The sequence below is a fragment of the Brumimicrobium salinarum genome (assembly GCF_002844555.1).
In the GTDB taxonomy this organism is placed as follows: Bacteria; Bacteroidota; Bacteroidia; order Flavobacteriales_D; family Crocinitomicaceae; genus Brumimicrobium; species Brumimicrobium salinarum.
Map to the genome: position 1 here is coordinate 1 of NZ_PJNI01000010.1, position 26,059 is coordinate 26,059.

Sequence of the window (26,059 nt, forward strand, 5' to 3'; positions counted from 1 at the left end):
AACGGTATGCAGGGTGGTGTGAGAGGACAGGTAGGGAATTAATCCCTATCTTCCTACTCGATTTAATTTGAATGGTTATTGTAAAAATTAAATCCAAATTAGTATCTTTAACTCAAATATAAATTTAAGATTATGAGCGGAATGTGGATTGCTATAATAATTGTTGCTGTTATTGTAATTTGGGTAATATCCATTTACAATACATTGGTAAGGCTGAGAGAAAACAGAGAAAATGCTTTCGCAGATATTGATGTTCAACTAAAACAGAGACACGACTTAGTACCTCAATTAGTAAATGCCGTAAAAGGTTATATGGAACACGAAGCTGGTACTTTACAAGCAGTAACTACTGCAAGACAAGCAGCAGTTGGAGCAAGCTCAGTGAATGAAAAAATCGCTGCCGAAAAAGACCTAACTTCAGCTTTAAGCGGATTAAACATTCAAGTAGAGGCATATCCAGACCTTAAAGCAAGTAGTAACTTTATGCAACTACAAACGGAACTTTCAGATATTGAGAATAAATTAGCTGCGGTAAGAAGGTTTTTTAACTCCTCAACGAAAGAGTTAAATGTTTCTGTTCAGAAATTCCCAAATGTTATTTTTGCTGGAATGTTTGGATTTAAACAAGAACCAATGTTTGATGTTGGTCAGGCAGAGCGAGTGGTACTTGACAAAGCACCCGAAGTTAAATTCTAAAATAGTACATTTTGCTCCATGAAATATGTAGGACTGCAACAGCAGATAACTTCTAATAATAGAAAATCTATTTTATTATTGATGGCATTTCCATTTTTGGTGCTTGTGATGGTTTTTGCCTTTTTTGTAATCATTAATTATGCGCAAGAAGAGCAAAACCCATTTGACTTTGTTTTAGAACAATTCATAACTGCTATTCCTTATGTTTTCCTTGCTGTTGGGATATGGTTCTTAATTGCCTATTTTACTAACTCTACAATGATCAACAAGGCAGCGAAATCTCATTCCTTGTCGAGAAAGGATAATATGAGGGTTTATAACCTAACTGAAAACTTATGTATGAGTGTTGGTATGCAAATGCCAAAATTACGTATTATTGAAACCTCTGCACTCAATGCATTTGCAAGCGGAATTAATAAAAAGAACTTTACTGTTACCCTAACAAGAGGAATTATTGATGAACTTAATGATGAAGAATTAGAAGGTGTTATCGCTCATGAATTAATGCACATTAGAAATAATGATGTAAAACTTTTAATTGTTTCAATCGTTTTTGTAGGTATATTTTCTTTTATAATGCAGGTGGCTTTACGTTCTATGTTGTATGGTAACTTACGCTCAAACAGAAGAAAAGACGATGGCAAAGGCGGTGCAATTGTTATGATTGTCATAGTTGTGCTTGCAGCGATTGCTTATTTTTTATCTATTTTGTTTAAACTTGCATTGAGTAGAAAAAGAGAATACTTAGCGGATTCAGGAGCAGCAGAAATGACTAAAAATCCATTAGGTTTAGCCAGTGCACTCGAGAAAATATCTGGAAATCATCATGTTGATAAGGTTAAGAGTGCAGATGTGCAACAAATGTTTATAGAGAATACACCAAAAGATACTGCCGTTGGATTATCAAGTGCTTTTAAAGGTTTGTTTTCTACACATCCACCAATTGAAAAAAGAATTGAATTTTTGAGACAATTATAACATCTTTTTATGCCGCACATTAAAAATGCGTTAATTCGATACCGTGTAATAGATAAAGCGCTTGGAAATAAATACAATCCATATCCGAATAAAATGGATCTTCGGCAAGCATGTGAGATGGAACTCTATGGAGATTCAAGTGGTAAACACATTTCAGACTCAACAATTGAAAAAGACCTCTTTGCTATGCGTCATGAAATGGATGCGCCAATTAAATATTCAAAAAAGTTTAAAGGATACTTTTATGAAAACCCTGATTTTACAATCAACGAGAAGCCTTTATCTGAAGATGATATTGCATCAATACAATTTGCGTTAAGCACGCTTTCTCAATTTAAAGATACAGAGATGTTTCAGAACTTTGGTTTTGCACTCAATAAAATTATTGATCGTGTAAATGTTGATGCCGACGCCAGAAAATCAGAAACCACTAATATCGAGGAGTATATACAATTTGAGCAATCTCTAGCCATTCAAGGTAATGAATATTTGCAACCTCTTCTTTTGGCAATTCAAAACCAACATGTGGCTTATTTTACTTACGAAAGTTTTATTACGCAAATCAAAAAGCAAAGAAAAGTTACGCCCTTACTATTAAAAGAGTACAATAATAGATGGTATTTAATAAGTTATGATTCAGTTAAAGAAGGTGTTATTACCTATGCATTAGACCGTATTTCAAACCTAGAAATTGTGGAACAAACAGGAGAGAAGCCAATAGACTTTCAAGCTGACAGGTTTTTTAAACATGCTATTGGTATTACTGCTTCAGCTAATTCAAGACCTGAAAAAATTGTGTTCATTGCTTCTAATATCGCAGGTAAGTATATTAAGTCACAGCCCTTTCATGCTAGTCAGCAAGTAACTGAAGAAAATGATCTTGAAACGAAATTTGAATTGTTTGCGCTTGTTTCTGAAGAATTAATTCGTGAATTGCTAAGTTATGGTGGTGATATTCAGGTTCTTCAACCAGAGGGGTTGAGAAATGAATTGATCAAAAGGATTCAAAAGATGAATGATAATTATGGATTAAAAACTTCATAATTCAGATCTAAATTCCGCTACTTAAACCAATGAGTAACGTGTGGTAAATTGATTTTCCAGTTTTATATTGTTCAGGATATCTTGCGTAAATTAATCCAACTGAGAACCATTTAGTTTGTAGTTTAATTTCTGGATATATAACACCTATATAGTTTATATAATCGCTCATAAAACCTGGCCCAATTAGGGCTAGCCCTCCTGAAAGAGTCAAGTCTAAATTAACATCTTTAGACAGTTTAATGTTATCACCAAAACCAATATTTAAAGGTGCACTTGGAAAAAGTAAACCATCGGCCCAAACCAAACCTCCCATTATCCAATTGGTTCGAAAATACCACCTGTTTTTACTTCTAGGCGTAAAATACCAATTGCTTGAAAATCGAAAAGAAACACCAAAATGTCGATCATAAAAATCAATTTCGGTTTGCGTATAATTGTCAGATGATGGAGAGATAACAATATTTGTATTTTTTGTAATATGAAATCCACCAAGTATAAATAAGGTTTGGTTATTTCTTTTTAATCCGTATTCTTTTAATATGTCTTTTCTTTTTCTGGAATCTTTAACTTGTGAAAAGCTGATATTGTAGATTAATGAGAGCAATAAGAGCAATATTATTTTTTTCATATCCTAATATACTACTTTTTTGAACCGATTAAAATCTAGGCTGTACAAATCAGTATTAAAACAAAATATCATGAAGGATTTAAAACACATTTACATATTTATATTTCTGAATCTTCTTTCTTTTTCAATTTTTAGTCAATCCATCTCTGGAAATATGAATTCTGAACATTCAATGGCTCTAGGCTATGGAAATGTAAACATTTATAAAGGTAAAAAGATGGTTGCCTCAGTACTAACGGATGCCGAAGGAAACTTTAATGTTCAATTAGATACTGGAAGTTACAAAGTTGTTTTTCAATATGAAGGACATGAAGAATTGGTAAAGAATATTCATGTTATGGGAAATGAGAAAGGAAACTTCGCCTTGAACCATAAAGAAGATTACATTGCACCTTTTGAATTAGAAAGTAAGAAGGACATTCCCCCTCCTGACATATATGAAGAGAGCCATTCATTTTCAGTTGTTGAAAGTAAAATCGACCATAGCCATAAATCCACACGTAGAGCTACGGAAAAATCTGCCTCTTCATTAGTTGATATTTCAAAAGGACATACAAAACCTGGTCGTTTAACAGCTGGTGAGATTAATGATTTTACAAAATGGGAAATGTGGAAAGATATTGCAGCAAATGAACTTTCTAAATATCAACAAAAATGGGATATGTTTTTTACCGATCGATATACAGTTCAAATAAAAAATGAAAATGGCTATCCAATGGTGGATGTGTTGGTTCAACTTGTTAATGAATCAAATAAAGTATTTTATGAAAGTCGTACAGATAATACTGGAAAAGCAGAGCTTTGGGGTGGTTTGAGTCTACCCAATCAAAAGTTTATAAAACCATCTGCAGTTGTGCATTATCAAGAAGATATATTTACCATTAAGCGTTTAAAAAACTTTAAAGATGGTATAAATACTTTTACTCTTGATGCAAATTGTAAGCCTATTAGTGATGTTGATATTGCATTTGTTGTAGATGCCACCGGCTCAATGGGAGATGAAATTAATTATCTAAAGGCTGAGTTAAATGATGTGATTTACAAGGCAAAAAATGAGCATCCAAAGCTTACTTTTAATTTTGGAAATGTTTTTTATCGTGATCATGGTGATGACTATTTAACGCGTAGACACGATTTTACTACGGTTTTGTCATCTTCAATTGGCTTTATTACCGCACAACATGCTAGTGGAGGTGGTGATTACGAAGAAGCAGTTGACGTAGCTCTAAACGAAGCCTTGGATAGTTTGAAATGGAGTCAGGAAGCTAGAGCAAGAATACTGTTTCTAATCTTAGATGCTCCGCCGCATAATACACCTGAAATACGTCAGAAACTGAAAGCTATCGCACAAAAAGCTGCTGCAAAAGGAGTCCGCATTGTTCCTTTGGCAGCTAGTGGAATTAAAAAAGATACCGAATATCTAATGCGTTGTTTTGCTTTGGGAACCAATGGAAGCTATGCTTTTTTAACCAATCATAGTGGAATTGGAAATACGCACATAGAGCCTTCAACCGATGAATACGAGGTCGAATTACTAAATGATTTACTAGTACGCATAATTGAAACGTATTCATTTATGCCTGAATGTGATAGAGCAATTACAATTGGAGAAGTTCAGGATCCAGAAATGAATGATTCATTGATTGAGTTAGACTGGAATGTTTGGCCTAATCCAACTCAAGGAGATTTGAGTATTAAGGTAAGTGAAGATATTGACGAGATTTTTATTGCCGATATCACAGGTAAAATATTGAAGCGTTTTACGGATATAAAAAAGAACCGTGCGCTAAAAACGAACATCGCCCAATATGCAAGAGGGATTTATTTGGTGACATTTACGCATCGAGAAAAGAAGTATGTGAAGAAGATTGTTTTGCAATAAGGATATAAAACCATACCGAAGAGGGAATCGAATAGCGCCTCAACGGTGTGGTTTTTTGGCTATATTATTATCCTTACTTATTCAAAATTGGCAAAATATGTCTTTCTTTTTTGTCTTCATAAATATCAGCAATTGTTACCACAATACCTGTTTCTTCAACGCCTCCAAAGTCTGGATTTACGGCTGTTCCAAACGAACGCATAGTAGGGGAGAGGTGCATATAGATATTCATTAATGGCGGAACATTCTCACCGTTTTCTCTAACGAAATGTGTTAAGACTTTAAATCCTTCTTTAAAATCTTTATTTGCTAACAGAGCTTTGAATTTTTCTGCATCATACGATTGATTTAATGGATACATTGAAGTGGCTAAACCGTCTTTGTCAGGAAAGTACTTTTGTAGAAAGAAAAGTAAAAAATCACGAGATTCCTCATGATAATCTGGATACATCGTAACTTTGCCAAAGAAATACTTTAAATTCGGATAAACTACTGTTAAAACAGCTAAGCCATCCCATAAATTATCTAAAGCAAACAGTCCTTTTCTTGGATTCACACTAGGTTGATACATGGGTTGTACCCAACTTCTTCCTAATTCTATCGCATAGGGTAGAAACTCTTTTTTAAATTGTTCTGAAAACTTAAAGTAATGAGAAGTACTCATCGGAATAAATTGATCTTTATCGTCTGAGATGATTTTAGCACAATTTATAAAACGTAAACCGCCTATTATTTCTTCATCTTCTGGACTCCAAACAATTAATTGCTGATAGCATAGTTCTGAAGTATCGTATTGATCAATGTCAATAGCCTTTTTTGTACCTCCTCCAGCAGAACGAAATGATAATTCACGTAAACGACCGATTTCACGCATCGTATTCGGAGAGTTATGGGCGTTTATAATATAAATTTCATTTCCACCTTTTCTCGTAGTGCGCCCAAAACGCTCTTTTGTTAGCTCTTGTTTTATTAACTCACGATCGACTGGATCTATAATTTTTTCTATTTTTTCAGCCATACTAATCTTTTAATTCATAGACCTTTTCTTTTACATGCTGTGCCCATTCTTGGTGCGATTTTGATTTATCAAATTCCGCAGCATTTAAAGGTTCTCCAAATTTAATCTTTATTTTTTTATTGTGTTGTTTATACAATTCATTTACTAAGTATAACATCTCAATATTGGCTTTTATACCCAGCTTTTTGCGAAAGCTGTATAGGTTATAGAAAAAATTAGTCAACGCTCCGTCTATATAAATTGGAACAATTGTTTTTTTGTATTTTATTGATCGGGTAACAAATGTTTTTTTCCATTTTAAATCCTCAACTTTTCCATTTGTTTTTCGACTGACTAATCCTGCCGGAAATATACAAAGCAGTTCATCTCCAGCAAATGTTTCATCTACTTTACGAAGCGAGGCTGCTGCGTTTTTCGCATGTTTATTAACGCCTACAAAAATCGGTTGTAAATTTTCTAAATGCATTAGCACATCGTTAACGACAAATTTTAAATCAGACCTCTTTTTATGTAAAACAGCAACTAAGGCCATTGCATCCATTCCGCCTAAAGGATGATTCATAGTTAAGATTGCGCCACCCTCTGTAGGTACATTTTCCAATCCTTCGTATTCTAGTTCAATATTGAACTTTTTCATTACGGATAAGCAGAATTCAATAGGTGAATCATTCTTATGTTCCTGAATAAAGTCATTAACATCATCCTCATGAAGTATTCGTTGAAGATAACGGACAACAAATCCAGGCATAAACCGTAATAAATTTGGGTTCTTGTCATGAATAACTTGTTTAACATCAATGATTTTAGATTGATCACTCATTTTAACATGAATTTACTCCTTATATCTTTAAAAGCTTAGTTATTAAACAACCATGCACCACTTTTAATGGAACGTACTTTTGATAAATTTGCTGATGCAGCATTTGCTGTTGGGTAGCTTTGCGCTGAAACGAAATGTAAACCACCATATTGACCTATTATTTGAGCGTCAAATCCTTGTTGCTTGAACTCTTGAACCAATCTATTGGCGTTGCTCTTTTCACTGAAACAACCTATAATTATATGATGGTTTCCAGAAGAAGAGTTATTTACTGGTGTTTCAACAACATCTTCAACAACATCCTCAGCAGCAGCTTCATTGTCTTCTCCAGCATCAAGATCTTCTGTTTGTGATTCTTCTATTTCATCTTCAACTGCTGTTTCTGTTTCAGGTTTTAAAATTTCTTCCTCGCCTGCATTAGACTCTTCCTTTTCTAAATCCTTATCTGTTGTTTCACCTTCAAATTTATTCCAGCCCATATATTCTTCGACCTTTTCATAATTAAGTCCTACATATACGCTTCCAGCTGCTACTAAAACAAGTATGATTAAGATAATCCACAGAAAAGGACTCACTTTCCTTTTTTTCTTTTTTTCTTTCTTTTCTTCTTTTTTATTACCAGTCGATTTTTTCAAAGGTGTTGAAGTGCTAACATTTTCTTTCTTCTTCTTTTCTTTTTTAACTGGTTTAGATTTTGGGGGAGTGTCTTCTTTTGATTGCTTGTTTACTTTGTCGCTATCAGATTTTGGGAACTTATCTTTTTTCTCAACATAACTGTTCTTTTTCTTACGCGCACTTTTTGGTTCTGCTGCAGAGGGAGTTGGGTTTGGCGTTGATTTCACTTCTGAACTATTCGATTTCTTTGGTTCTTCCTTAACTACATCTTTTACCGGTTTTGGAGTAGACTTTTCATCTTTTAATGGAGTAGGAGGAATTACTTTGTTAGTTTCTTTTGTTTTCGCGGACTTTAAATTCCCGATAAATTCAATTTCTCCATCATCGTTTTTATTAAACGTTCCCAATTGAAATATTTCATAAGTTTCTCCTTTATCTAATTGAGCTTGTAACTCACGAACAAATTTAGCAACCATGTTCTTAGCTTCTTGCTCGTCTTTTTTAGACTCTTCTTGAATTAATGAAGACAGTTTACCATCATCGTAGGTCAAGTATTCATTAAACATTAATTCACCAGTTTCTTCATCTTCAATTACAATTGCTCCAAATTGTGGAAGAATAATTTTAGAGTGTAATTCAAGTAGTTGTTTAATAAATTTATCCATAATAGTGTTATTTGAATTTAAAGATAATAAAAATCTTAAAATAGTTCGTTAAAACTAAATGTTTGGTCAAGTCGAATTCCTTTCTCGGTACGTTTTAAGGTACAGCATTCGTTGTTCACATCGTGTTCCAAAAACAAAACATATTCTTCATCAACTGCTTTTTCAAGGAATTTTTCCTTTTCTGATAAAGTAAGCAGAGGACGCGTGTCGTATCCCATCACATAAGGCAAAGGAATATGACCAACCGAAGGCAGTAAATCAGCCATAAAAACCAAAGTCTTTCCTTTGTATCGAATATGTGGAATCATTTGACTCTCTGTATGTCCATCAACAAATAGTAAGTCGATATCTTTAAAAACTTCTTTTGTATAATCTCCGTTTCTTGAGACAAACTTCAACTGGCCAGATTCCTCCATCGGAAGAATGTTTTCAGATAAAAAAGAAGCTTTTTCTCTAGCATTTGGCTCTGTAGCCCATTTCCAATGTTTTTCTGTACTCCAAAAAGTAGCATTTTTAAATACCGGAGCATATTTATTATCTCCAATTCGCTCTACAGCACCACCACAATGATCAAAATGTAAATGTGTTAGGAAAACATCTGTAATATCATCAGGTGAAAAGCCTAGTTTATCTAGATTTCCTTTTAAAGAATCATCTCCAAATAAGTAATAATACGAAAAGAATTTCTCACTTTGTTTATCACCAATTCCTGTGTCTATTAACATTAAACGATCTCCATCTTCAATTAACATGCAGCGCATAGCCCAACTACACATGTTATTTTCGTCTGGTTCATTGGTTCTTGACCATAAAGTTTTAGGAACTACACCAAACATAGCTCCACCATCTAATTTAAAGTTTCCAGTATTTAGCGGATATATTTTCATATTATTCTTGACTTTTTTGTGAATATATAAAATTGCAATGAATTGATGAATGCAAAAACAGATTGATCGTAAAGATTTATCAACATCAGCCACAAGCTAATTTTAATCAATCTTGTCTTAAAGTGAAAATTGATAAGAAAAAAGTCCAAACATTTCTGCTTGGACTTCTCTATATGATTGATTTTAAAATCTATCTTTTTTCAATGGAAACGTAATCTCTTTCGTTTTCTCCAGTGTAAATCTGGCGTGGTCTTCCGATTGGTTCTTTATTTTCTTTCATTTCCTTCCATTGTGCAATCCAACCTGGTAATCTACCTAGGGCAAACATTACTGTAAACATTTCAGAAGGAATGTTTAGTGCTTTGTAGATAATTCCTGAATAGAAATCTACGTTTGGATATAAACCTCTATCAATAAAGTAAGGATCTTCTAACGCAATTTTTTCCATTTTTTTCGCCAAATCTAAAGCCGGATCGTCAACACCTAGTTGTTCTAGTACATCATCAGCAGCTTTCTTAATGATTTTAGCGCGTGGATCAAAGTTTTTATATACTCTATGTCCGAAGCCCATCAAACGGAATGGATCATTTTTGTCTTTCGCTTTTGCAATCCATTTGTCAAGGTCACCACCGTCTTCTTGAATCTTGTCTAACATTTCAATTACAGCTTGGTTGGCTCCACCGTGAAGCGGACCCCAAAGTGCAGAAATTCCTGCAGAAATTGAAGCGTAAAGATTAGCTTGAGATGAACCTACAATTCTTACTGTAGATGCTGAACAGTTTTGTTCGTGATCAGCGTGAAGAATTAATAGTTTATTCAATGCAGATGCAACGACTGGGTTTGGTTTATAATCTTCAGTTGGCATTGCAAACATCATATTTAAGAAGTTCTCAATGTAACCTAATTCGTTCTTTGGATAAATAAAAGGATGTCTAACTGCATTTTTATAAGACATGGCCGCTAAAGTTGGAAGTTTAGCTAATAAACGATGTATTGTAAGATCAACTGCCTCATCTGAACGGTTTGGATCTTGTGATTCCGGATAGAAAGTAGATAAACTCACAACCATTGAAGCTAATACACCCATTGGATGTGCTTGAGAAGGGTATGCCTCGAAAAATTGTTTCATATCCTCGTGTACCAAGGTATGGTTGGTAATACTTTTCTTAAAATCTTTTAATTCTGATTCTTTTGGCAACTCACCGTAAATAAGTAGGTAGGCTACTTCTAAAAAAGTGGCTTTTTCTGCTAATTGTTCGATGGGATATCCTCTATATCTCAAAATTCCATTTTCTCCATCAAGGTAGGTGATCGCACTGGTGGTACTTCCTGTATTTTTAAAGCCAGGATCTATAGTGATACAGTTTGTTGTACCTCTCAATTTTTTGATGTCTATAGCTTTCTCGTTTTCTGTACCAGTGATTACAGGAAATTCAAAGGTTTTCCCGTCAATTTCTATTTTTGCAGTTTCGCTCATTTGCTTACTCGTTTATTTATTTAACTATTAATTCGGCTGCCTAAGATAATAAATTCTTTCACTTTGAAGCCGTTTTTTTAACAAATTTTGCGCTAAAATAAATCTTTTTTTATGCTGGTTTGGACCTACGCTAATATTAGGTTTAAAATAATGAGCATTATGTAATTTCTAATCATTTTATTAGCTCTGAAATTCAGGGGTTCAACTAGCAATATGCTTCTTGTTTATTTTCAATATTTAATCATATAAAATAGATTTAGATTAAAATCAAAAGACGAAAGTTTATCCCTTTTTCTTTACGAATTATGAAATAAATGAGCCGTCTAAAGGTTTTTCAAAGTAAAATTCAACATCATTCTATATAAATGATTTCTAGTATTACCACCATAAATACCATGGTCTTTATTGGGGTAGATGAACTGTGTGAAATCTTTGTCCGCAGCTACCAAGGCATTAACCATTTCCATAGCATTTTGAACATGAACGTTGTCATCGCCCGAACCATGAATAATAAAGTAATTACCTTTTAATTTATCAACATGATAAATAGGAGAATTGTCATCGTAGCCTAAAGGGTTTTCTTGTGGTGTGCGCATAAATCGTTCTGTGTAGATATTGTCGTAATATCTCCAATTCGTAACGGGCGCAACAGCAATGCCCATTTTGAAATAATCAGCTCCTTTTGTTAAAGCTAAAGATGCCATATAGCCACCATAACTCCATCCCATTATTCCTATTCTTGATGCGTCTACAAACTTCCATTTACCAATTGTTTTGGCAACTGCTATTAAATCTTCTGTTTCTAGTTTACCTAATTGTAAATAGGTTGATTTCTTAAACTTTGCTCCTCGATACATCGTTCCTCGTGGATCTACACTCATCACAATGTATCCATGTTTTGCCAATAGTTGATGATACGCTCCATTTCCACCGTTGTACTCGTCTTTAACCATGTTTGAACCTGGGCCGCCGTATACGTGGAGGTATACAGGGTATTGTTTGGTGCTGTCAAAGTTTGGAGGATACAAAATCCATGCATTTAATGGTTTGTCGGCGCCTTGTATTGATATGAACTTTTTTGGTTGAAAATTGAAAGTTTTCAATCGGTCATTAAGTAAATCGTTACGCTCAAGGGTTTTAATAAGTTTGCCGTCTGATTGATGCAAAGTGTATTTATTGGGCGTGTTAATGTTTGACCAATTATTAACATAATATTTCATTCCTTTGGCAAAGGTTACCTTGTTTTGGCCTTTATTGTCGCTAATTTTGACTTTCTGACTGCCATCCAATTGAATAGAATATAGCGATTTAAAAGCTGCTCCTTCTTCAGCTGAAGTGTAATAGATCAAACCTTTTTCCTCATCTACACCCTTGAAATTAATGACGTCCCAGGCTCCTGAAGTGATTTGCTGACTTGAACCGTCTACACCAATTTTATATATGTGATTATAACCGTCTTTTTCACTCGTTCGCATAAAGTGTTTTCCATCAGATAAAAAATGGAGATTATCATCGATTTCTACATAAGCGTCATCGATTTCTTCATATATAACTGGGTTTGATTTCTTTTTGCGTTCAGCATCGATCCAATGATACTTTAAATGATTTTGGTGTCTATTTAATGTCAATGCTAATAATTTGTTTGCTGTGCTGGAGAATTTAATACGCGGAATATATTCGTAATCGCCTAAATCAACTTTTTCAATTTTATTTGTATTGATCGTTGCAATGTTTAAAGTTACTTTTGAATTGTCTTCACCTGTTTTTGGATATTTAAAGGTGTAAGGGGAAGGATAAAGATCATAATAATACATCATTGTAAACTCCTTAACTTTACTTTCATCAAATCGTAGAAATGCTAAAAACTCACTGTTTGGTGACCAGTCAAATGCTTTAACTAACGCAAACTCCTCTTCATATACCCAGTCTGTCGTTCCGTTAATGATTTCATTCCTTTTTCCATCTTTAGTAATTGCAATGATTTTATTGCTCGCAATTTCTTTTACGTATAAATTATTTTTGTGGATATACGCTATTTTTTTACCATCAGGAGAATAAGTAGCCAATGTCTGTGGTTTACGTTCAGGATCAAGTGGTGTAAGTGCTCTTTCTTTCAAATCAAAAAGGAAGTATTCGGCTGAAAAACTTCTACGGTATCTTTTTTTTCTATCTACAGTCAAAAGAATCTTGGTTTCGTCATCGTTGAAACTATAACCGTCTATATTTAACTTTTTGCCTTTATAAACAAGGTCTGATGCATCAATTATTACTTTACCCTCCGCTTCTAAGTCTTTAAAAGCGTATTTAATGATTGACTTTCTTCCGTTAATATTTTCGAATCGTGTAAAGTGTTCTCCATCTTTCATGGAGCGAAATCCATCAACACCTTTTGAGAAAAACTGGTACTTTTTCCAAATATGTTCCACATTTAGTGAGTCTTGAGGATTGGCAAGGAGTATTCCTGTTGAAAAAATAAAAAGGTATATTAAAAGTGTATTTTTCATATTTGAATTCAATTTTTCACGAAGATAAATAAAAAAAGTAAGCCTTGAATATTTGTGTATTTGTTCAGAGGAACGCTGAAATTATAACAAAGTGTATTTTTTTAAACTTTTAGATGAGGGGTACACGTTGTTAAGGGATCTTTTTTTGTTAAAAAACAGAAGTTTTTCACATGTCATATATTTAACGTTTAGCTTTCGAATATTTCACAGTTTGATTTTGTAAAGGTACGTTATAACTGAAACTGGGAGTTTTATTATTCCATTTTTTAGTTGTGTGGCATGATCATTTTTCTATGATGTAGGATGTAAATTAACTAAAAATTAAAAATTGTTAATAATTACATAATATGAGGTTCAATAAAAAGCCTTAATTTTGTAATGAAAATTGAAATGTGTTCTCCTTGATGCTAAAATTAGAACGCTGAAACCACATTTCAATAAGAACAAAAAAACGATGAAAAACAAGTTGTAATCTTCTTAATGTTTATTCAAACAATCAACTGTTTTGTTTTTTTATATTCAGTAATCTATCAATAAAAATAAAATAATTATGAAAAAAGTTTTACTTTCTTTAGGACTTCTTTTAAGCGCTTCAGTTAGTGCTCAAGATTGTTCAGATTTATTTATCTCAGAATATGTAGAAGGTTGGTCAAACAACAAAGCATTGGAAATTTACAATCCAACGCAAAGTACTATTGATTTAAGTGAATATATTATTGTTCGCTATTCAAACGGAGCATCATTTGCAGGTTCTGAAGCAGCTGTTCAGTTATCTGGTATGCTCCCTCCTTATGGTGCGTATGTGGCTGTACTCGATAAGAGAGACGAAAACGGAACGGGCCAAGAAGCTCCAATTTGGGATTCTTTACAAGTAAAAGCTGATGGTTTCTACTGTCCAGATTACAACGTGTCAAAAGCAATGTACTTCAACGGTAACGACGCTGTTACACTTGAAAAAGGAACTTTGGCTGATTTAGACGCTGGAACAACTCAATTGATTGACTTATTTGGTAAAATAGGTGAAGATCCTTTTGGAACTTATGGAGGAGTAGAGATGAACGGATGGACAACAGAGGATCCTTACGTGGGTGTAGGTGTTGTTGTAACAGAAGATCATTCTTTAATCAGAAAATCAACTGTTAAATCTGGAGTAACTGCAAATCCTGCAAAATTCAATGCTTTAGCAGAATGGGATTCTATTCCAGCTGTAATTCCTATGCTGGATCAAAATGGAGACCCTATTTTAGATGGAAGCGGGGATCCGAGAATTAAAGGTAACTGGGCAACATTGGGTGTACATACGTGTGAATGTAATCCATTATCAGTAGAGAATGAAGAGTTAATAAACTTAGCGATTTATCCAAATCCTTCTTCAAATGGTGTTTTTGAATTAAATGCAAACCAAAAAATTGTAAATGTAACTGTTTATAGTGCTGTTGGTCAAAAAGTGTTAGAACAAAAAAATACAGCAGGTATTCAATCAATCAACATTGGAAAACAAACAGGAATTTATCTTGTGAATATAAAAACAGCAAACGGTGTGGTTTCATCGCGTCGTTTAATTGTGAAATAAATAAAATAGAAAAGGGGAGTGGATGAATTTACTCCCCTTTTTTCATTTCAATATATTAGTTGTGATAAATAAAATTTTACTCCTCGCTTTCCTAATTCCTACAATTGTTTTTGCACAGAATGGAACTTTAAAAGGAAAAATCACCGATCATTCTACTAGCGAACCCATTATTGGTGCTTATATTTTTATCTCCAAGGAATATCGAGCAAAAGCTCAATTAGACGGTTCTTATAAAATAAGTAATCTTCCTTATGGAACCTACGAAGTGAAAGTTTCCATGTTCTCTTACGATACTCTGGTAACAAAAGTAACGATTAACGCTCCTGTTGTTACCAAAGATTTTGCAATGGGAGATACCCAAGAAATGGAAGAAGTCGAAGTAATTGGTCAGCTAGCTGTTGATAGGAAAACACCAGTGGCTGTTAGTAGAATTTCAGCGAAACAAATTACTGAAGAGCTCGGTTCTCAAGATTTACCAATGGTTTTAAATTCCACTCCAGGTGTTCACGCAACACAACAAGGAGGTGGAGATGGTGATGCGAGAATTAGTATTCGAGGATTTAACCAACGTAATATTGGTGTTATGATTGACGGTGTTCCTGTTAATGACATGGAAAACGGTTGGGTGTATTGGAGTAATTGGTTTGGATTAGATCAAATTACTAATCAAATACAGGTTCAACGTGGATTAGGTGCTACTAAATTGGCGATGCCTTCTGTGGGAGGAACAATGAATATCATTACGCAGCCAACAGGAGGTAAGCGAATGATCAAAGTGAACCAAGAATATGGAACAGGAAATTTCTTAAGAACATCTCTTTCATATAAATCTGGAAAATTAAAAAATGGTTGGGGTGTTTTATTCTCAGGTTCATATAAACAAGGTGATGGTTGGGTTGATGGATTATCAACACGAGGTGCTTTTTACTATTTAAAAATTCAAAAGCGTGTAGGTAAACACCTAATTTCATTAAGTGGATTCGGGGCGCCACAAGAGCATGGACAAAGATCTTATACACAACCGATAGAATATTGGGACGCAGATTATGCACGCGGATTAGGGATAGATGTACCTGATGGAGCCCCAAAAACAGATTTGGGAATTCGCCACAACCAGCATTTTGGATATTTTACAGATCAGAATGGAAATAGAGTAAAAAGATCTGAAAGAAGAAACTATTATCATAAACCGCAAATTACCCTTAAAGATTTCTGGAAAGTGAACGATAAACTTTCTATTTCAAATATGGCATATATTTCTTTAGGAAGAGGAGGTGGAGAACGCTTAAAAAACTCTAGTGGGATTGTTTACGATGAAGAAGGCCATGTAGATTGGGACAGAATTATAACCAATAATCAAGAGGTTAAAAAGTGGGGGCAAACTTTACCAACAGTTGATCCTGCACACCATCCTTCTTTATTGAAATCTTCTCAAGTAGTAACCTCTGCTGTTAACAATCACATGTGGATTGGCGGAGTTTCTCAATTTGATTATGAAATTAATGAGTTCTGGAAAGTCTCTGGAGGTTTAGATTATCGTTATTATAAAGGAGAACATTACCAGGAATTAGCAGATTTACTAGGTGGAAACTACTGGATCAATACAAATGATCAGAACGCAATGTCAAATATGAAACAAGTGGGTGATAAAGTAGGATGGAAGCCTTATCATAACCACAGAGATGCGTTGGTTCAATGGGCCGGAGCATTTGGTCAAGTGGAATATTCAAAAGGAAGATGGTCTACTTTTGTTAACTTATCAACAGTAGTAAATGGATATAAAGGTATTGACTATCACAAGAAAAGAGAAATTCATTTATCAGACACTACACTTTATATCGGTGGTGAAGATGTGGTGAATTATGATGGGGAATACTACCACCCTAATCACCCAGATTTGAAATATAATCAAACAGATTGGAAATGGTTGGCTGGATTTACAGCTAAAGCAGGAGCAAATTTCAACATTACAGAACGAATGAATGTTTTTGTAAATGCAGGTTACCTTTCTAGAACGCCGCAGTTTAGTAATGTTATTGACAATACGACAAATGAATACTTTGAAGAAATATTGAATGAGAATATCATGGCTTTTGAAGCGGGATATGGGTACCGTTCAAAAAGATTTAGTGCCAATGTAAATGGATACTTCACTTATTGGGAAAATAAACCATTTCCTTTTGGAGTTTCTGTGCCTGACCCGAACGATCCAACTGAGTTTGTGGTAGCTAATGTGAATGGAATGGATGCATTGCACATGGGAATTGAGTTTGATGGAGTTTATAAAATTCTCCCCAACTTAGCTATTGAAGGAATGGTTTCAATAGGAGATTGGACATGGCAATCTGCCGAAGAAATAGATGTTGTAGGGCAAGTTTTTGAATTTGATGCAAAAGGTGTTCACGTTGGTGATGCTGCGCAAAGTACTTATGCTGGTGCAATACGCTATGAACCAATCCCTCGATTGTATGTAAAAGCAGGATATACTTATTTTGATCGCTATTATAGTGATTTTGATCCATTCTCTCTTAGTGTTGCTAACGGAAATGGGGGAACAGAATCTTGGCAAATACCCTCTTATGGAATATTATCTTTCCATACCGGATACCGTTTCAAATTTGAAAAGTCAAGTTTAGTTTTAAGAGGAAACGTATTTAATGCGCTTAATTCAATGTACATCTCAGATGCAAGAAATAATCAAAATGGAAGTACATTTGATGCTCCTTCCGCTGCAGTGTTTTTTGGACAAGGGATCAGAGTAAACTTCTCTTTAGGGTTTGAGTTTTAATAATTGTAAAAAAAGAATAATGAAAAATAAATTTTTAATTTTCGGAGCTTTGTTTTCATTGTCAACTGTGTTCGCACAAAATGACATTGAAGATGCTAGAAGCTTTCCTGTAGGTAATGAAGTAACCATAACAGGTGTTGCTTCAGATGGTGGTGAACTTGGTAATGCTATTCGTTACATTCAAGATGAAACAGGTGGAATACCGATCTATGATTTTAACTTGACAAATAGTGTTAATAGAGGAGATTCTGTCACTGTAACAGGAACGTTGAAAGACTTTAGTGGTCTTTTAGAAATCGACCCTATTTCAACATTGACAAACCATGGTCCGGCAAACGAAGTAGATGCTTGGAACATCAATATTGTCGATCTTGGTGAAACTTACGAAGGTCGTTTGGTAAGAATAGACAATGTGACCTTCAATGATGCGGGGAGCACTTTCTCAAATAGCACCAACTACGATTTTACAGACGGAACAAATACGGGAACAATCCGTATTAATTCTGGAACTTCCATGAATGGTCAAACTATTCCTTCTGGTGCACAAACAATCGTTGGTCTATTGAGTGAATACAATGGTTTATACCAATTGTTGCCACGCGGTATGAGCGATGTTTTTGGATACATTGCTCCAGATAAAAAGATAGAAGTTTCTGTCGATGGAGTACCTGTATTAGATGGTGCAACTGTTGAAATTGGAACAAGTGCTTCAACAGTTTTTGAATTATCGAATCTAGGTGTGAATAACTTAACAGTTTCAGCTATAGACTTCGCAGGAAATGCAGCAGCAGATTTTTCAACTACATTAAGTCCTGGAGCAATCGGAGGAGGAAATACTGAGTCAGGTTCGATTAACTTCTCTACAACTTCAAATGGTTCAAGATTGTCAGTTTTAACTATAGATTCTGACGATCCAAATACGCCAACATTTACACTTAATTTATATGGAATTGGAACGGACAACTTAGCGACAGAACCTACAAATGGTGCAACAAATTTGTCTTTTGGAAACATTGAAGCGTATACTTTAAATGTAGATTATGACGCATCGGCTGATGCAGAAGGTTACTTGGTTGTGTGGAAAAAAGGAAGTGCACCAACAGGTGCGCCAGTTGATGGAACGGAATACTTGAGAGGTGATGTTATTGGTGATGGTCAGGTAGCTTATGTCGGAGAAAGTAATTCATTTACGCCAAGAGGAATTCGAGCAAATATTGATTACCATTTTACAGTTTATGCAATGAATGGTTTCGACAACTTTGTAAACTACAATCAAGTTGAAAAGCTCGAAGGAAATCAAATGTCAGGTGGTGAAGAAATTGGTAATTATTATGCAGGTATATCTTCTACTAGTCCAAACTTGATTGGAGACCTTACTAATTTAATCAATCCACATACAAGAAGTTCTTACTTTATGTACAAAGGATTAATGATGGATAATTTTGAGGTTATGGATACAACAGGTGGTGATAGTTATGTAATTTGTTGTTATTCTGCAGAAAGAAAAGTCTTCTCTGGGGCTTTTGATTGGACAAATACAGGGTTTTCACGTGAACACACTTATCCTCATTCTTGGTTTCCCACGCATCCTGCAAATTCAACTTATGGACAAGAAGAGATAGAATACGTAGATTATCATAATTTATACCCGATTAATCAACAGGAAGCCAATCAACCAAGAGGAAATTTACCATTGGGTGTGGTTGATGAGGTTATTTTTGAATACTTAGAAGGAAAAAGAGGTAAAAACGCGAACGGTGCAATGGTTTACGAACCGTCGGATCGAAACAAAGGAAATGCAGCTAGAGCTAAGTTTTATATGGCGACTGCTTATCACCAAAAGACGACTCCTGGCAATTGGGGATTACCTACGAACCAAGATCAAGAAATCTTAAAACAATGGCATTTTTCTGATTTACCTGATAGTTATGAAATTGCTAGAAATGAATTGATTTATAGCATCCAAGGAAATAGAAATCCTTATGTAGATAGTGTTGACTTTGCATGTTATGTTGACTTTAATGCTATGACTTATAACTCAAATGGATGTAATGGTTTAGGTTTGTCTACAGAATTTGTTGAAAGTAACTTAACTATTTTCCCAAACCCGAGTAACGAAATTGTTTATGTTCAGTTAAATGGAGTTGAAATTAATTCAATTGATGTGAGCGATATGACAGGCCGAAAAGTGGGTACATTTACTACTTCAAATCAGTATGTAGAAATTGATGTTACCAATTTTAATGCAGGTGCTTATTTGCTTAATATTAATACTGAACACGGAAACTTATTAGAAAGAATTATTGTTCAATAAGCATATTATTTAAGCATGAAAATTGTTCAGATTTTTTGGATGATAGTAATTGGAGCAGGTCTTTTGGCCTGCTCTTCTGCTTCCATATTTGTCCAAACCGATAAAGTAGAAATCAATACCTCAGTTCCTGCAGATGATTCGCTTCAAGCGTTTATTGCGCCTTATAAAAAAGAATTAGCAGAGAATATGAACCGTGTAATAGGATACGCAACTGAAGATCTTGTGCGCAATAGACCCGAAGGAACACTCGGGAACTTTGTGATTGACGAGACAGAAAATTATCTAGAAGAACACAATTGGCTAAAAGGTAAACATTTTATCTCTGTTATGAATCATGGAGGATTAAGAGCACCGATTTCAAAAGGTGAGGTTACAGTAGGTGATATCTATCGATTAATGCCATTTGACAATACGGTTGTTTTGGCCAAATTGCCAGCAAGTGAGTTAGACTCTATTGTGGCTTATCTTCGGAATTCTGGAGGAGAGCCAATTGGCGGATTCCAAATAACTAATGAAGATTTCAGTCTTCTTAAAGATGCCGAATTACAAGATACTTTGTATGTAATTACTACTGATTATCTTTCAGCAGGTGGCGACAATATGTCTTTCTTTAAACGCAGTTATGAAACCGTAGATACAGGAATTTTCTTGCGTGAAGCATTGATAAAAAGAGTTGAAAAAATAGATACCTTGCGTCCAATTATTGATGGTCGTATAAAACTTTAGGTAAATATGGAGCGTAGAATATTTTTACAGAAGAGTTTAGTTGTGGGATCAGGATTAGCCATTAGTCCAGGCTTATTAAGTTTTCCAAAAGTTCCTGAGTATGCTGATAAAATTACAATTCTTCATACCAACGATACACATTCTAATATTGAAACTTTTCCAGAGAATCATGCCAAATACCCAAACCAAGGAGGAGTAGCTAGAAGACATGCTTTGCTGAAAAGGATACGAAAAGAAGAGAAAAATGTTTTGCTCTTTGATGCTGGAGATATTTTTCAAGGAACACCTTACTTCAATAAATTCCATGGAGAATTAGAAATGAAATTAATGTCCCAAATGAGGTATGATTGCGCCACAATGGGAAATCATGATTTCGACATCGGATTAGAAGGTTTTAAAAACGCTTATCAACACGGAGACTTTCCTTTTGTATGTTCCAATTATGATTTCACCAATACAGAATTGAAAGACGTAACAAAAGAATACCAAATCTTTGAAAAAGGACCTTTTAAAGTAGGCGTTTTCGGCTTAGGCGTTGGACTTGAAGGATTGGTAGCCAAAACCAATTATGGAGACACCGTTTTTCAAGAACCTATTCCAATTGCTAATAGAATCGCTAAACATCTTCGCTTCGAAGAAGAGTGTGATTTAGTGATTTGTCTATCCCATTTGGGCTACAAACCCAAACAGTTCAAAGATAACGACCAAACCCTAGCTGCAGAAACAGAAAACATCGATTTAATCATCGGTGGTCATACGCATACCTTTTTGCCAAAGCCAGAAGTGCATCAAAACAAAATAGGCGAGAAGGTTTTGATTAACCAGGTTGGTTGGGCAGGACTAGCTTTGGGGAGGATTGATTTCTTTCTTGGAGAAAAGAAAAAACACAAATGTCATGAGTTGGTTTTAGTGTAGTTTTTCAACTAAACAAACGCATTTTTCGGACGAGTTGGGGCGGACGGTTACAAACCGTCCATACCACTCTCACGACTTTCGCCAAAGCGCAAGGAGCAAAAACACTTCACCTAAATTGCATAAATGCAATTTCAATGAGCTTTGGTACGGACGGTTTGCAACCGTCCTCAAAGTTTGCAACCGTCCTCAAAGTTTGCAATCGCCTTTTGCCAATGCTCATCTTAATTTTAATAACATCAATTTTTTTTAACCTAAAAACAAATTTCTAATTTATATTTTTCACTATCTTAATATTTCTAAATCAAAATATTATGAAAAAATCTAAATTACCAAATCGAAAAAGTCTTCGTTTAAAAGGCTATGATTACGCATCAATTGGCTTTTACTTCATCACTATTGATGCACGAAAGCACCTTTGGCTTTTTGGCACTATCAAGGATGGAAAAATGTATCCAAATAAACTTGGGGAAATCATTGCAGAGGAATGGGAGTTTACCCGAGAAATAAGGAAAAATGTTAAACTTCACGAATATGTTGTGATGCCTAATCATTTCCATGCACTTGTGGAAATATGCTATTCTGAAAATAAAAGCAATGTTCCTGGAGAGTATAAAGCACCATCTCAAACCTTATCAGCAATAGTTAGAGGGTTTAAAGGTGCTGTTACAAGCAAAAATAAATCTTTAAAACTAGGTAATGAAAAGGGTGTTTGGCATAGCAGCTTCAATGACCAAGTAATAAGAGATGAGCAACACTATATCAACGTTAAGAACTATATTATTAACAATGTTAGAGACTGGAAGTATTGATAATGTATTCTCTCCCTCACAACAGAAAACTTAAAGTTTTCTATTGTGCCTCTCCCTTATTCTTGAAAATTTTCAATTTTTAAGAATACCCTCTCTCTGCTTAAGAAAAATATAAATTTTTCTTAAGCGTCTCTCCCTACAAATCAAATGAGCAGTGAAATTTCCCAAATTTCACCGCTCATTTGATTTGTTCTCGTACATTTGTATCTAAACAATTTTAATTATGTCTGTACATAAGAATGTAAAACGTGTAACCACTCATGTGTTACAAGAAATGAAGGATAACAACGAGAAGATTTCGATGTTAACTGGGTATGATTTTTCAATGGCAACGATTCTCGATTCTGCAGGAATTGATGTGATTTTAGTAGGAGATTCTGCTTCTAATGTGATGGCAGGTCACGAAACTACATTGCCCATTACTTTGGATCAAATGATTTACCATGCTTCTTCAGTTGTGAGAGCAGTTGAGCGTGCTTTGGTTGTCGTAGATATGCCTTTTGGATCCTATCAAGGGAACTCTAAAGAAGCACTTTCTACTGCAATTCGAATTATGAAGGAATCAGGTGGACATGCAGTGAAGTTGGAAGGTGGACAAGAAATTTTGGAATCGATTTCTAGAATCTTAACTGCTGGAATTCCTGTGATGGGACATCTTGGATTAACGCCACAATCTATTTATAAGTTTGGAACTTACGTAGTAAGAGCGAAGCAAGATGAAGAAGCTAATCGTTTGATTGAAGATGCAAAAGCATTGGAAGCAGCGGGATGTTTTTCTATTGTTTTGGAGAAAATTCCTGCAGATTTGGCCGCACGAGTAGCCAAAGAAGTGAACATTCCAATTATTGGAATTGGCGCTGGTGGAGGTGTTGACGGTCAAGTTTTGGTGGTGCATGACATGTTGGGAATCAACAATGAGTTTAATCCACGTTTCTTGCGTAAATACCACAATTTATACGAAGAAATGACCAAAGCTGTTCAAAGTTATATCGGAGATGTCCGTTCTGGAGATTTTCCAAATGAAAACGAACAATACTAAATAGAAAATACAATGGCTGTCAACGTTGTTTATGAGGATAATCACCTTATTGCGGTAAATAAAGCTTCGGGTGACATCACGCAAGGCGATAAAACTGGAGATGAACCTTTACCAGAAAAAATCAAACGTTGGTTGGCCAAAAAATATGATAAGAAGGGCAACGTCTTTTGCGGTGTGATTCATCGCTTAGACCGCCCTACTTCTGGATTAGTTATCTTTTCAAAAACAAGTAAGGCGCTTTCTAGAATGAATGAACTGTTCAAAAAACAGGAGGTTCAGAAAGTATATTGGGCCATCGTTGAATCGAAACCCAAAGAAGATAGCGGATGTTTGCTCGATTATTTGAAAAAGAATAAGAAGCAAAATAAAAGTTATTCCGTTAAAAAAGGAACTCCAGAAGCAAAAGAGTCTGTTTTAGACTACAAACTGATTGCCCAAAGCGACAGGTATTATTTGTTAGAAGTACACCCAAAAACAGGTCGTCATCATCAAATCCGAACGCAACTTTCAAATATTGGTTGTATTATCAAAGGTGATGTGAAATATGGTGCGAAACGTTCGAATAAAGACGGAAGTATTTCTTTGCACGCAAGAAGCGCAACATTCATTCATCCTGTGAAAAAAGAACCGATTGAAATTACTGCAAAGGTTCCGAATGACCCGTTGTGGAAGTGGTTTGAGAAGGAAGTGGAAAAGACTGTAGACATTTAGATGTTAGTCATTAGACTTTGTCTAACATCTAATTTTTTAGACATGCCAGTCTTTACGGTGAATTAAAAATCCGTGATAATCCGTGTTGCTTTCATTTATTGACATTTAGGATAAGAAAAAAGAGATTCCTCGTCGTTTCACTCTGTCGGAAAGACAGTTGTTATGGGGGAAGTAATAGAAAATGGGGCGGAAGCGTAGCTTTCGCCCCATTTTCTGTATCACCACAAACTAACTGTCATCCCGAACATCGAAGATGGAGGGATCTACTTTGACTATACTATATTTAAGGATAACAATATTCTCTTTTTATGCTGAAAAACTATAATTAATTAGATAATAATAGATTTTATAACTACACTCTATTTCATTTACTTCCTTTGAATTCCCTATCTTTGCAGAATTAAACAAACAGAACATTTACCATGGCTTTATTGATTGAAAAAGATACAATTTGTGCATTATCAACTGCGAATGGAGTAGGAGCAATTGCTGTAATCCGTGTTTCTGGAGACGAAGCATTGGCATTAACTTCTAAAATATTTTCTAAAGATTTAACGAAAGTTGATTCGCATACTGTGCATTTTGGAACTATTCGAGATGATGAAAATAAAGTCATTGATGAAGTTCTTGTAACCGTTTTAAAAGAAGGGAAAAGTTTTACTGGAGAAAATACCACAGAAATTGCTTGTCACGGTTCAACTTACATTCAACAGCAAATTCTCAACTTGTTGTTTAAAGCAGGTTGTAGAATGGCAAAGCCAGGAGAATTCACCATGCGTGCCTATTTTAACGGCAGAATGGATTTATCTCAAGCCGAAGCCATCGCAGACTTAATTGCTTCCGATTCAAAAAAAGGACATGAAATCGCCATGAATCAGATGCGAGGTGGATATTCTGATAAAATTGCTCATTTGCGTCAACGTTTGATGGATTTTGCTTCTTTAATCGAACTAGAACTTGACTTTTCAGAAGAAGATGTGGAATTCGCCAGCAGAACAGAATTGAATGATTTAGTTATCGAACTAAAAGAGAAACTGACTTTATTGACAGAATCTTTCGCTTATGGAAATGCCATAAAACACGGAATTAGCACCGTAATTGCGGGACGACCAAACGCAGGAAAATCGACTTTGCTTAACGCTTTGTTGAATGAAGAACGCGCAATCGTTTCTTCAATAGCCGGAACAACCCGAGATACCATTGAAGAAATATTGACCATCGATGGTGTACTTTACAATTTCATTGATACTGCGGGAATTCGTGAAGCAACCGACGAAATCGAGAAAATAGGAGTGGAGCGTGCCATTTCTGAAGTGAGTAAGTCTAACATTTTACTCTATGTTTTTGATGTCAATGAACTGTCAAAAGAAGAGGTTCAAAATGACTTAAGTCGATTAGAGCGCGAAGGACTGTCAATAATCCTCCTCGCCAATAAGACAGAAGATATGGATGCTTCTGAATTCGCAGCTTACAGTGAGGAGTACCCTGTAATTGCCATTTCTGCGAAAAACCACGAAGGTTTAGATGCTTTAAAGGCTGAGTTAGCAAAATCGGTCGAAGAGTTAGCAACAGAAAGCGATACGATTGTGATTAATGCAAGACATTATGAAGCTTTCTCCAACGCCCTTGCCGACATGAATCAAGTAGAACAAGCCTTGGAAATGCAAATTTCTGGTGATTTATTAGCCATGGATATTCGAAGTGCGATTCGTCATTTGTCGAGTATTACTGGAGAGATCAGTACAGATGATTTGTTGGGGAATATTTTTGCTAATTTCTGTATTGGGAAGTAAAAACTGATTCCGAAGATGAAAATGGAACAGTTGTTTTGATAAAAATTTCAGAAGAAAATGAGTCTCTTCATTTTGATTACTTTGCATTGACTACAAATGATAAGAAAGAAATTATAGATCGTAAACCAAAAGTATAAGAAGCTAATAAGTGTAAGCTCAACAAAGTGAGCTAGAAAG

At 35.0% G+C, this 26,059-nt stretch carries 20 protein-coding genes; 13 read left to right on the plus strand and 7 right to left on the minus strand.

The features are described from left to right. Nucleotides 1-132: 132 nt before the first annotated feature. The 3 genes from CW751_RS09760 to CW751_RS09770 are packed head-to-tail and all read left to right on the plus strand — an operon-like array spanning nt 133 to nt 2,718. Nucleotides 133-696 (plus strand): LemA family protein, encoded by a 564-nt coding sequence (locus CW751_RS09760; protein WP_101334824.1) that lies wholly within the window; start codon nt 133-135, stop codon nt 694-696. A gap of 18 nt (nt 697-714) precedes the next feature. Continuing rightward, on the plus strand, nt 715-1,674 hold the full coding sequence (locus CW751_RS09765) for a M48 family metallopeptidase (RefSeq protein WP_101334825.1): 960 nt from the start codon (nt 715-717) through the stop codon (nt 1,672-1,674). A 9-nt stretch (nt 1,675-1,683) separates the two neighbouring features. Continuing rightward, complete coding sequence (locus CW751_RS09770) at nt 1,684-2,718, plus strand: helix-turn-helix transcriptional regulator (RefSeq protein ID WP_101334826.1); 1,035 nt, start codon at nt 1,684-1,686, stop codon at nt 2,716-2,718. 7 nt (nt 2,719-2,725) lie between these two features. Here the strand turns inward: CW751_RS09770 and CW751_RS09775 are convergent, their stop codons facing one another. Further along, complete coding sequence (locus tag CW751_RS09775; RefSeq protein WP_101334827.1) at nt 2,726-3,346, minus strand: hypothetical protein; 621 nt, start codon at nt 3,344-3,346, stop codon at nt 2,726-2,728. Nucleotides 3,347-3,416: 70 nt separating this feature from the next. On the opposite strand from CW751_RS09775, the gene CW751_RS09780 reads away from it, so the two are divergent. Beyond that, on the plus strand, nt 3,417-5,228 hold the full coding sequence (locus CW751_RS09780; protein WP_133122193.1) for a T9SS type A sorting domain-containing protein: 1,812 nt from the start codon (nt 3,417-3,419) through the stop codon (nt 5,226-5,228). 73 nt (nt 5,229-5,301) lie between these two features. Here CW751_RS09780 and CW751_RS09785 read toward each other — a convergent pair whose 3' ends face one another. The 6 genes from CW751_RS09785 to CW751_RS09810 all read right to left on the minus strand — a co-directional run bounded on the left by CW751_RS09785 (nt 5,302) and on the right by CW751_RS09810 (nt 13,214). Further along, nucleotides 5,302-6,246, minus strand: a complete 945-nt coding sequence (locus CW751_RS09785) for a GNAT family N-acetyltransferase (protein ID WP_240612560.1) — start codon at nt 6,244-6,246, stop codon at nt 5,302-5,304. A 1-nt stretch (nt 6,247) separates the two neighbouring features. Next, entirely contained in the window at nt 6,248-7,066 is an 819-nt protein-coding gene (locus CW751_RS09790; RefSeq protein WP_101334829.1) for a 1-acyl-sn-glycerol-3-phosphate acyltransferase, read from the minus strand. A 35-nt stretch (nt 7,067-7,101) separates the two neighbouring features. Further along, complete coding sequence (locus tag CW751_RS09795; RefSeq protein WP_101334830.1) at nt 7,102-8,346, minus strand: SPOR domain-containing protein; 1,245 nt, start codon at nt 8,344-8,346, stop codon at nt 7,102-7,104. 35 nt (nt 8,347-8,381) lie between these two features. Then, nucleotides 8,382-9,233: an MBL fold metallo-hydrolase gene (locus CW751_RS09800; RefSeq protein ID WP_101334919.1), complete on the minus strand. Its 852-nt coding sequence runs from the start codon at nt 9,231-9,233 to the stop codon at nt 8,382-8,384. Nucleotides 9,234-9,423: 190 nt separating this feature from the next. Then, the gene (locus tag CW751_RS09805; protein ID WP_101334831.1) at nt 9,424-10,710 is read right to left on the minus strand and encodes a citrate synthase; all 1,287 of its coding nucleotides are present in this window, start codon (nt 10,708-10,710) and stop codon (nt 9,424-9,426) included. Between the two features lie 323 nt (nt 10,711-11,033). Continuing rightward, nucleotides 11,034-13,214, minus strand: coding sequence for a S9 family peptidase (locus tag CW751_RS09810; RefSeq protein ID WP_101334832.1), 2,181 nt, complete (start codon nt 13,212-13,214; stop codon nt 11,034-11,036). Nucleotides 13,215-13,764: 550 nt separating this feature from the next. Between CW751_RS09810 and CW751_RS09815 the strand changes: the two genes are divergently transcribed. The 9 genes from CW751_RS09815 to mnmE all read left to right on the plus strand — a co-directional run bounded on the left by CW751_RS09815 (nt 13,765) and on the right by mnmE (nt 25,882). Further along, nucleotides 13,765-14,787: a lamin tail domain-containing protein gene (locus tag CW751_RS09815; protein WP_101334833.1), complete on the plus strand. Its 1,023-nt coding sequence runs from the start codon at nt 13,765-13,767 to the stop codon at nt 14,785-14,787. A gap of 61 nt (nt 14,788-14,848) precedes the next feature. Further along, a complete protein-coding gene (locus CW751_RS09820) occupies nt 14,849-17,575 on the plus strand; it encodes a TonB-dependent receptor (protein WP_165779279.1) in 2,727 nt (908 codons plus the stop codon). 19 nt (nt 17,576-17,594) lie between these two features. After that, the gene (locus CW751_RS09825; RefSeq protein WP_101334835.1) at nt 17,595-19,889 is read left to right on the plus strand and encodes an endonuclease; all 2,295 of its coding nucleotides are present in this window, start codon (nt 17,595-17,597) and stop codon (nt 19,887-19,889) included. 39 nt (nt 19,890-19,928) lie between these two features. Next, nucleotides 19,929-20,615: a 5'-nucleotidase C-terminal domain-containing protein gene (locus CW751_RS09830; RefSeq protein WP_205677814.1), complete on the plus strand. Its 687-nt coding sequence runs from the start codon at nt 19,929-19,931 to the stop codon at nt 20,613-20,615. A 6-nt stretch (nt 20,616-20,621) separates the two neighbouring features. After that, nucleotides 20,622-21,530 (plus strand): bifunctional metallophosphatase/5'-nucleotidase, encoded by a 909-nt coding sequence (locus tag CW751_RS09835; protein ID WP_101334837.1) that lies wholly within the window; start codon nt 20,622-20,624, stop codon nt 21,528-21,530. A 311-nt stretch (nt 21,531-21,841) separates the two neighbouring features. Then, the gene (locus CW751_RS09840) at nt 21,842-22,339 is read left to right on the plus strand and encodes a transposase (RefSeq protein WP_101334838.1); all 498 of its coding nucleotides are present in this window, start codon (nt 21,842-21,844) and stop codon (nt 22,337-22,339) included. Between the two features lie 223 nt (nt 22,340-22,562). Then, a complete protein-coding gene (gene panB / locus CW751_RS09845) occupies nt 22,563-23,378 on the plus strand; it encodes a 3-methyl-2-oxobutanoate hydroxymethyltransferase (RefSeq protein WP_101334839.1) in 816 nt (271 codons plus the stop codon). A 12-nt stretch (nt 23,379-23,390) separates the two neighbouring features. Further along, nucleotides 23,391-24,089 (plus strand): RluA family pseudouridine synthase, encoded by a 699-nt coding sequence (locus CW751_RS09850; protein ID WP_101334840.1) that lies wholly within the window; start codon nt 23,391-23,393, stop codon nt 24,087-24,089. 422 nt (nt 24,090-24,511) lie between these two features. Then, entirely contained in the window at nt 24,512-25,882 is a 1,371-nt protein-coding gene (mnmE, locus tag CW751_RS09855; protein ID WP_101334841.1) for a tRNA uridine-5-carboxymethylaminomethyl(34) synthesis GTPase MnmE, read from the plus strand. Nucleotides 25,883-26,059: the final 177 nt, after the last annotated feature.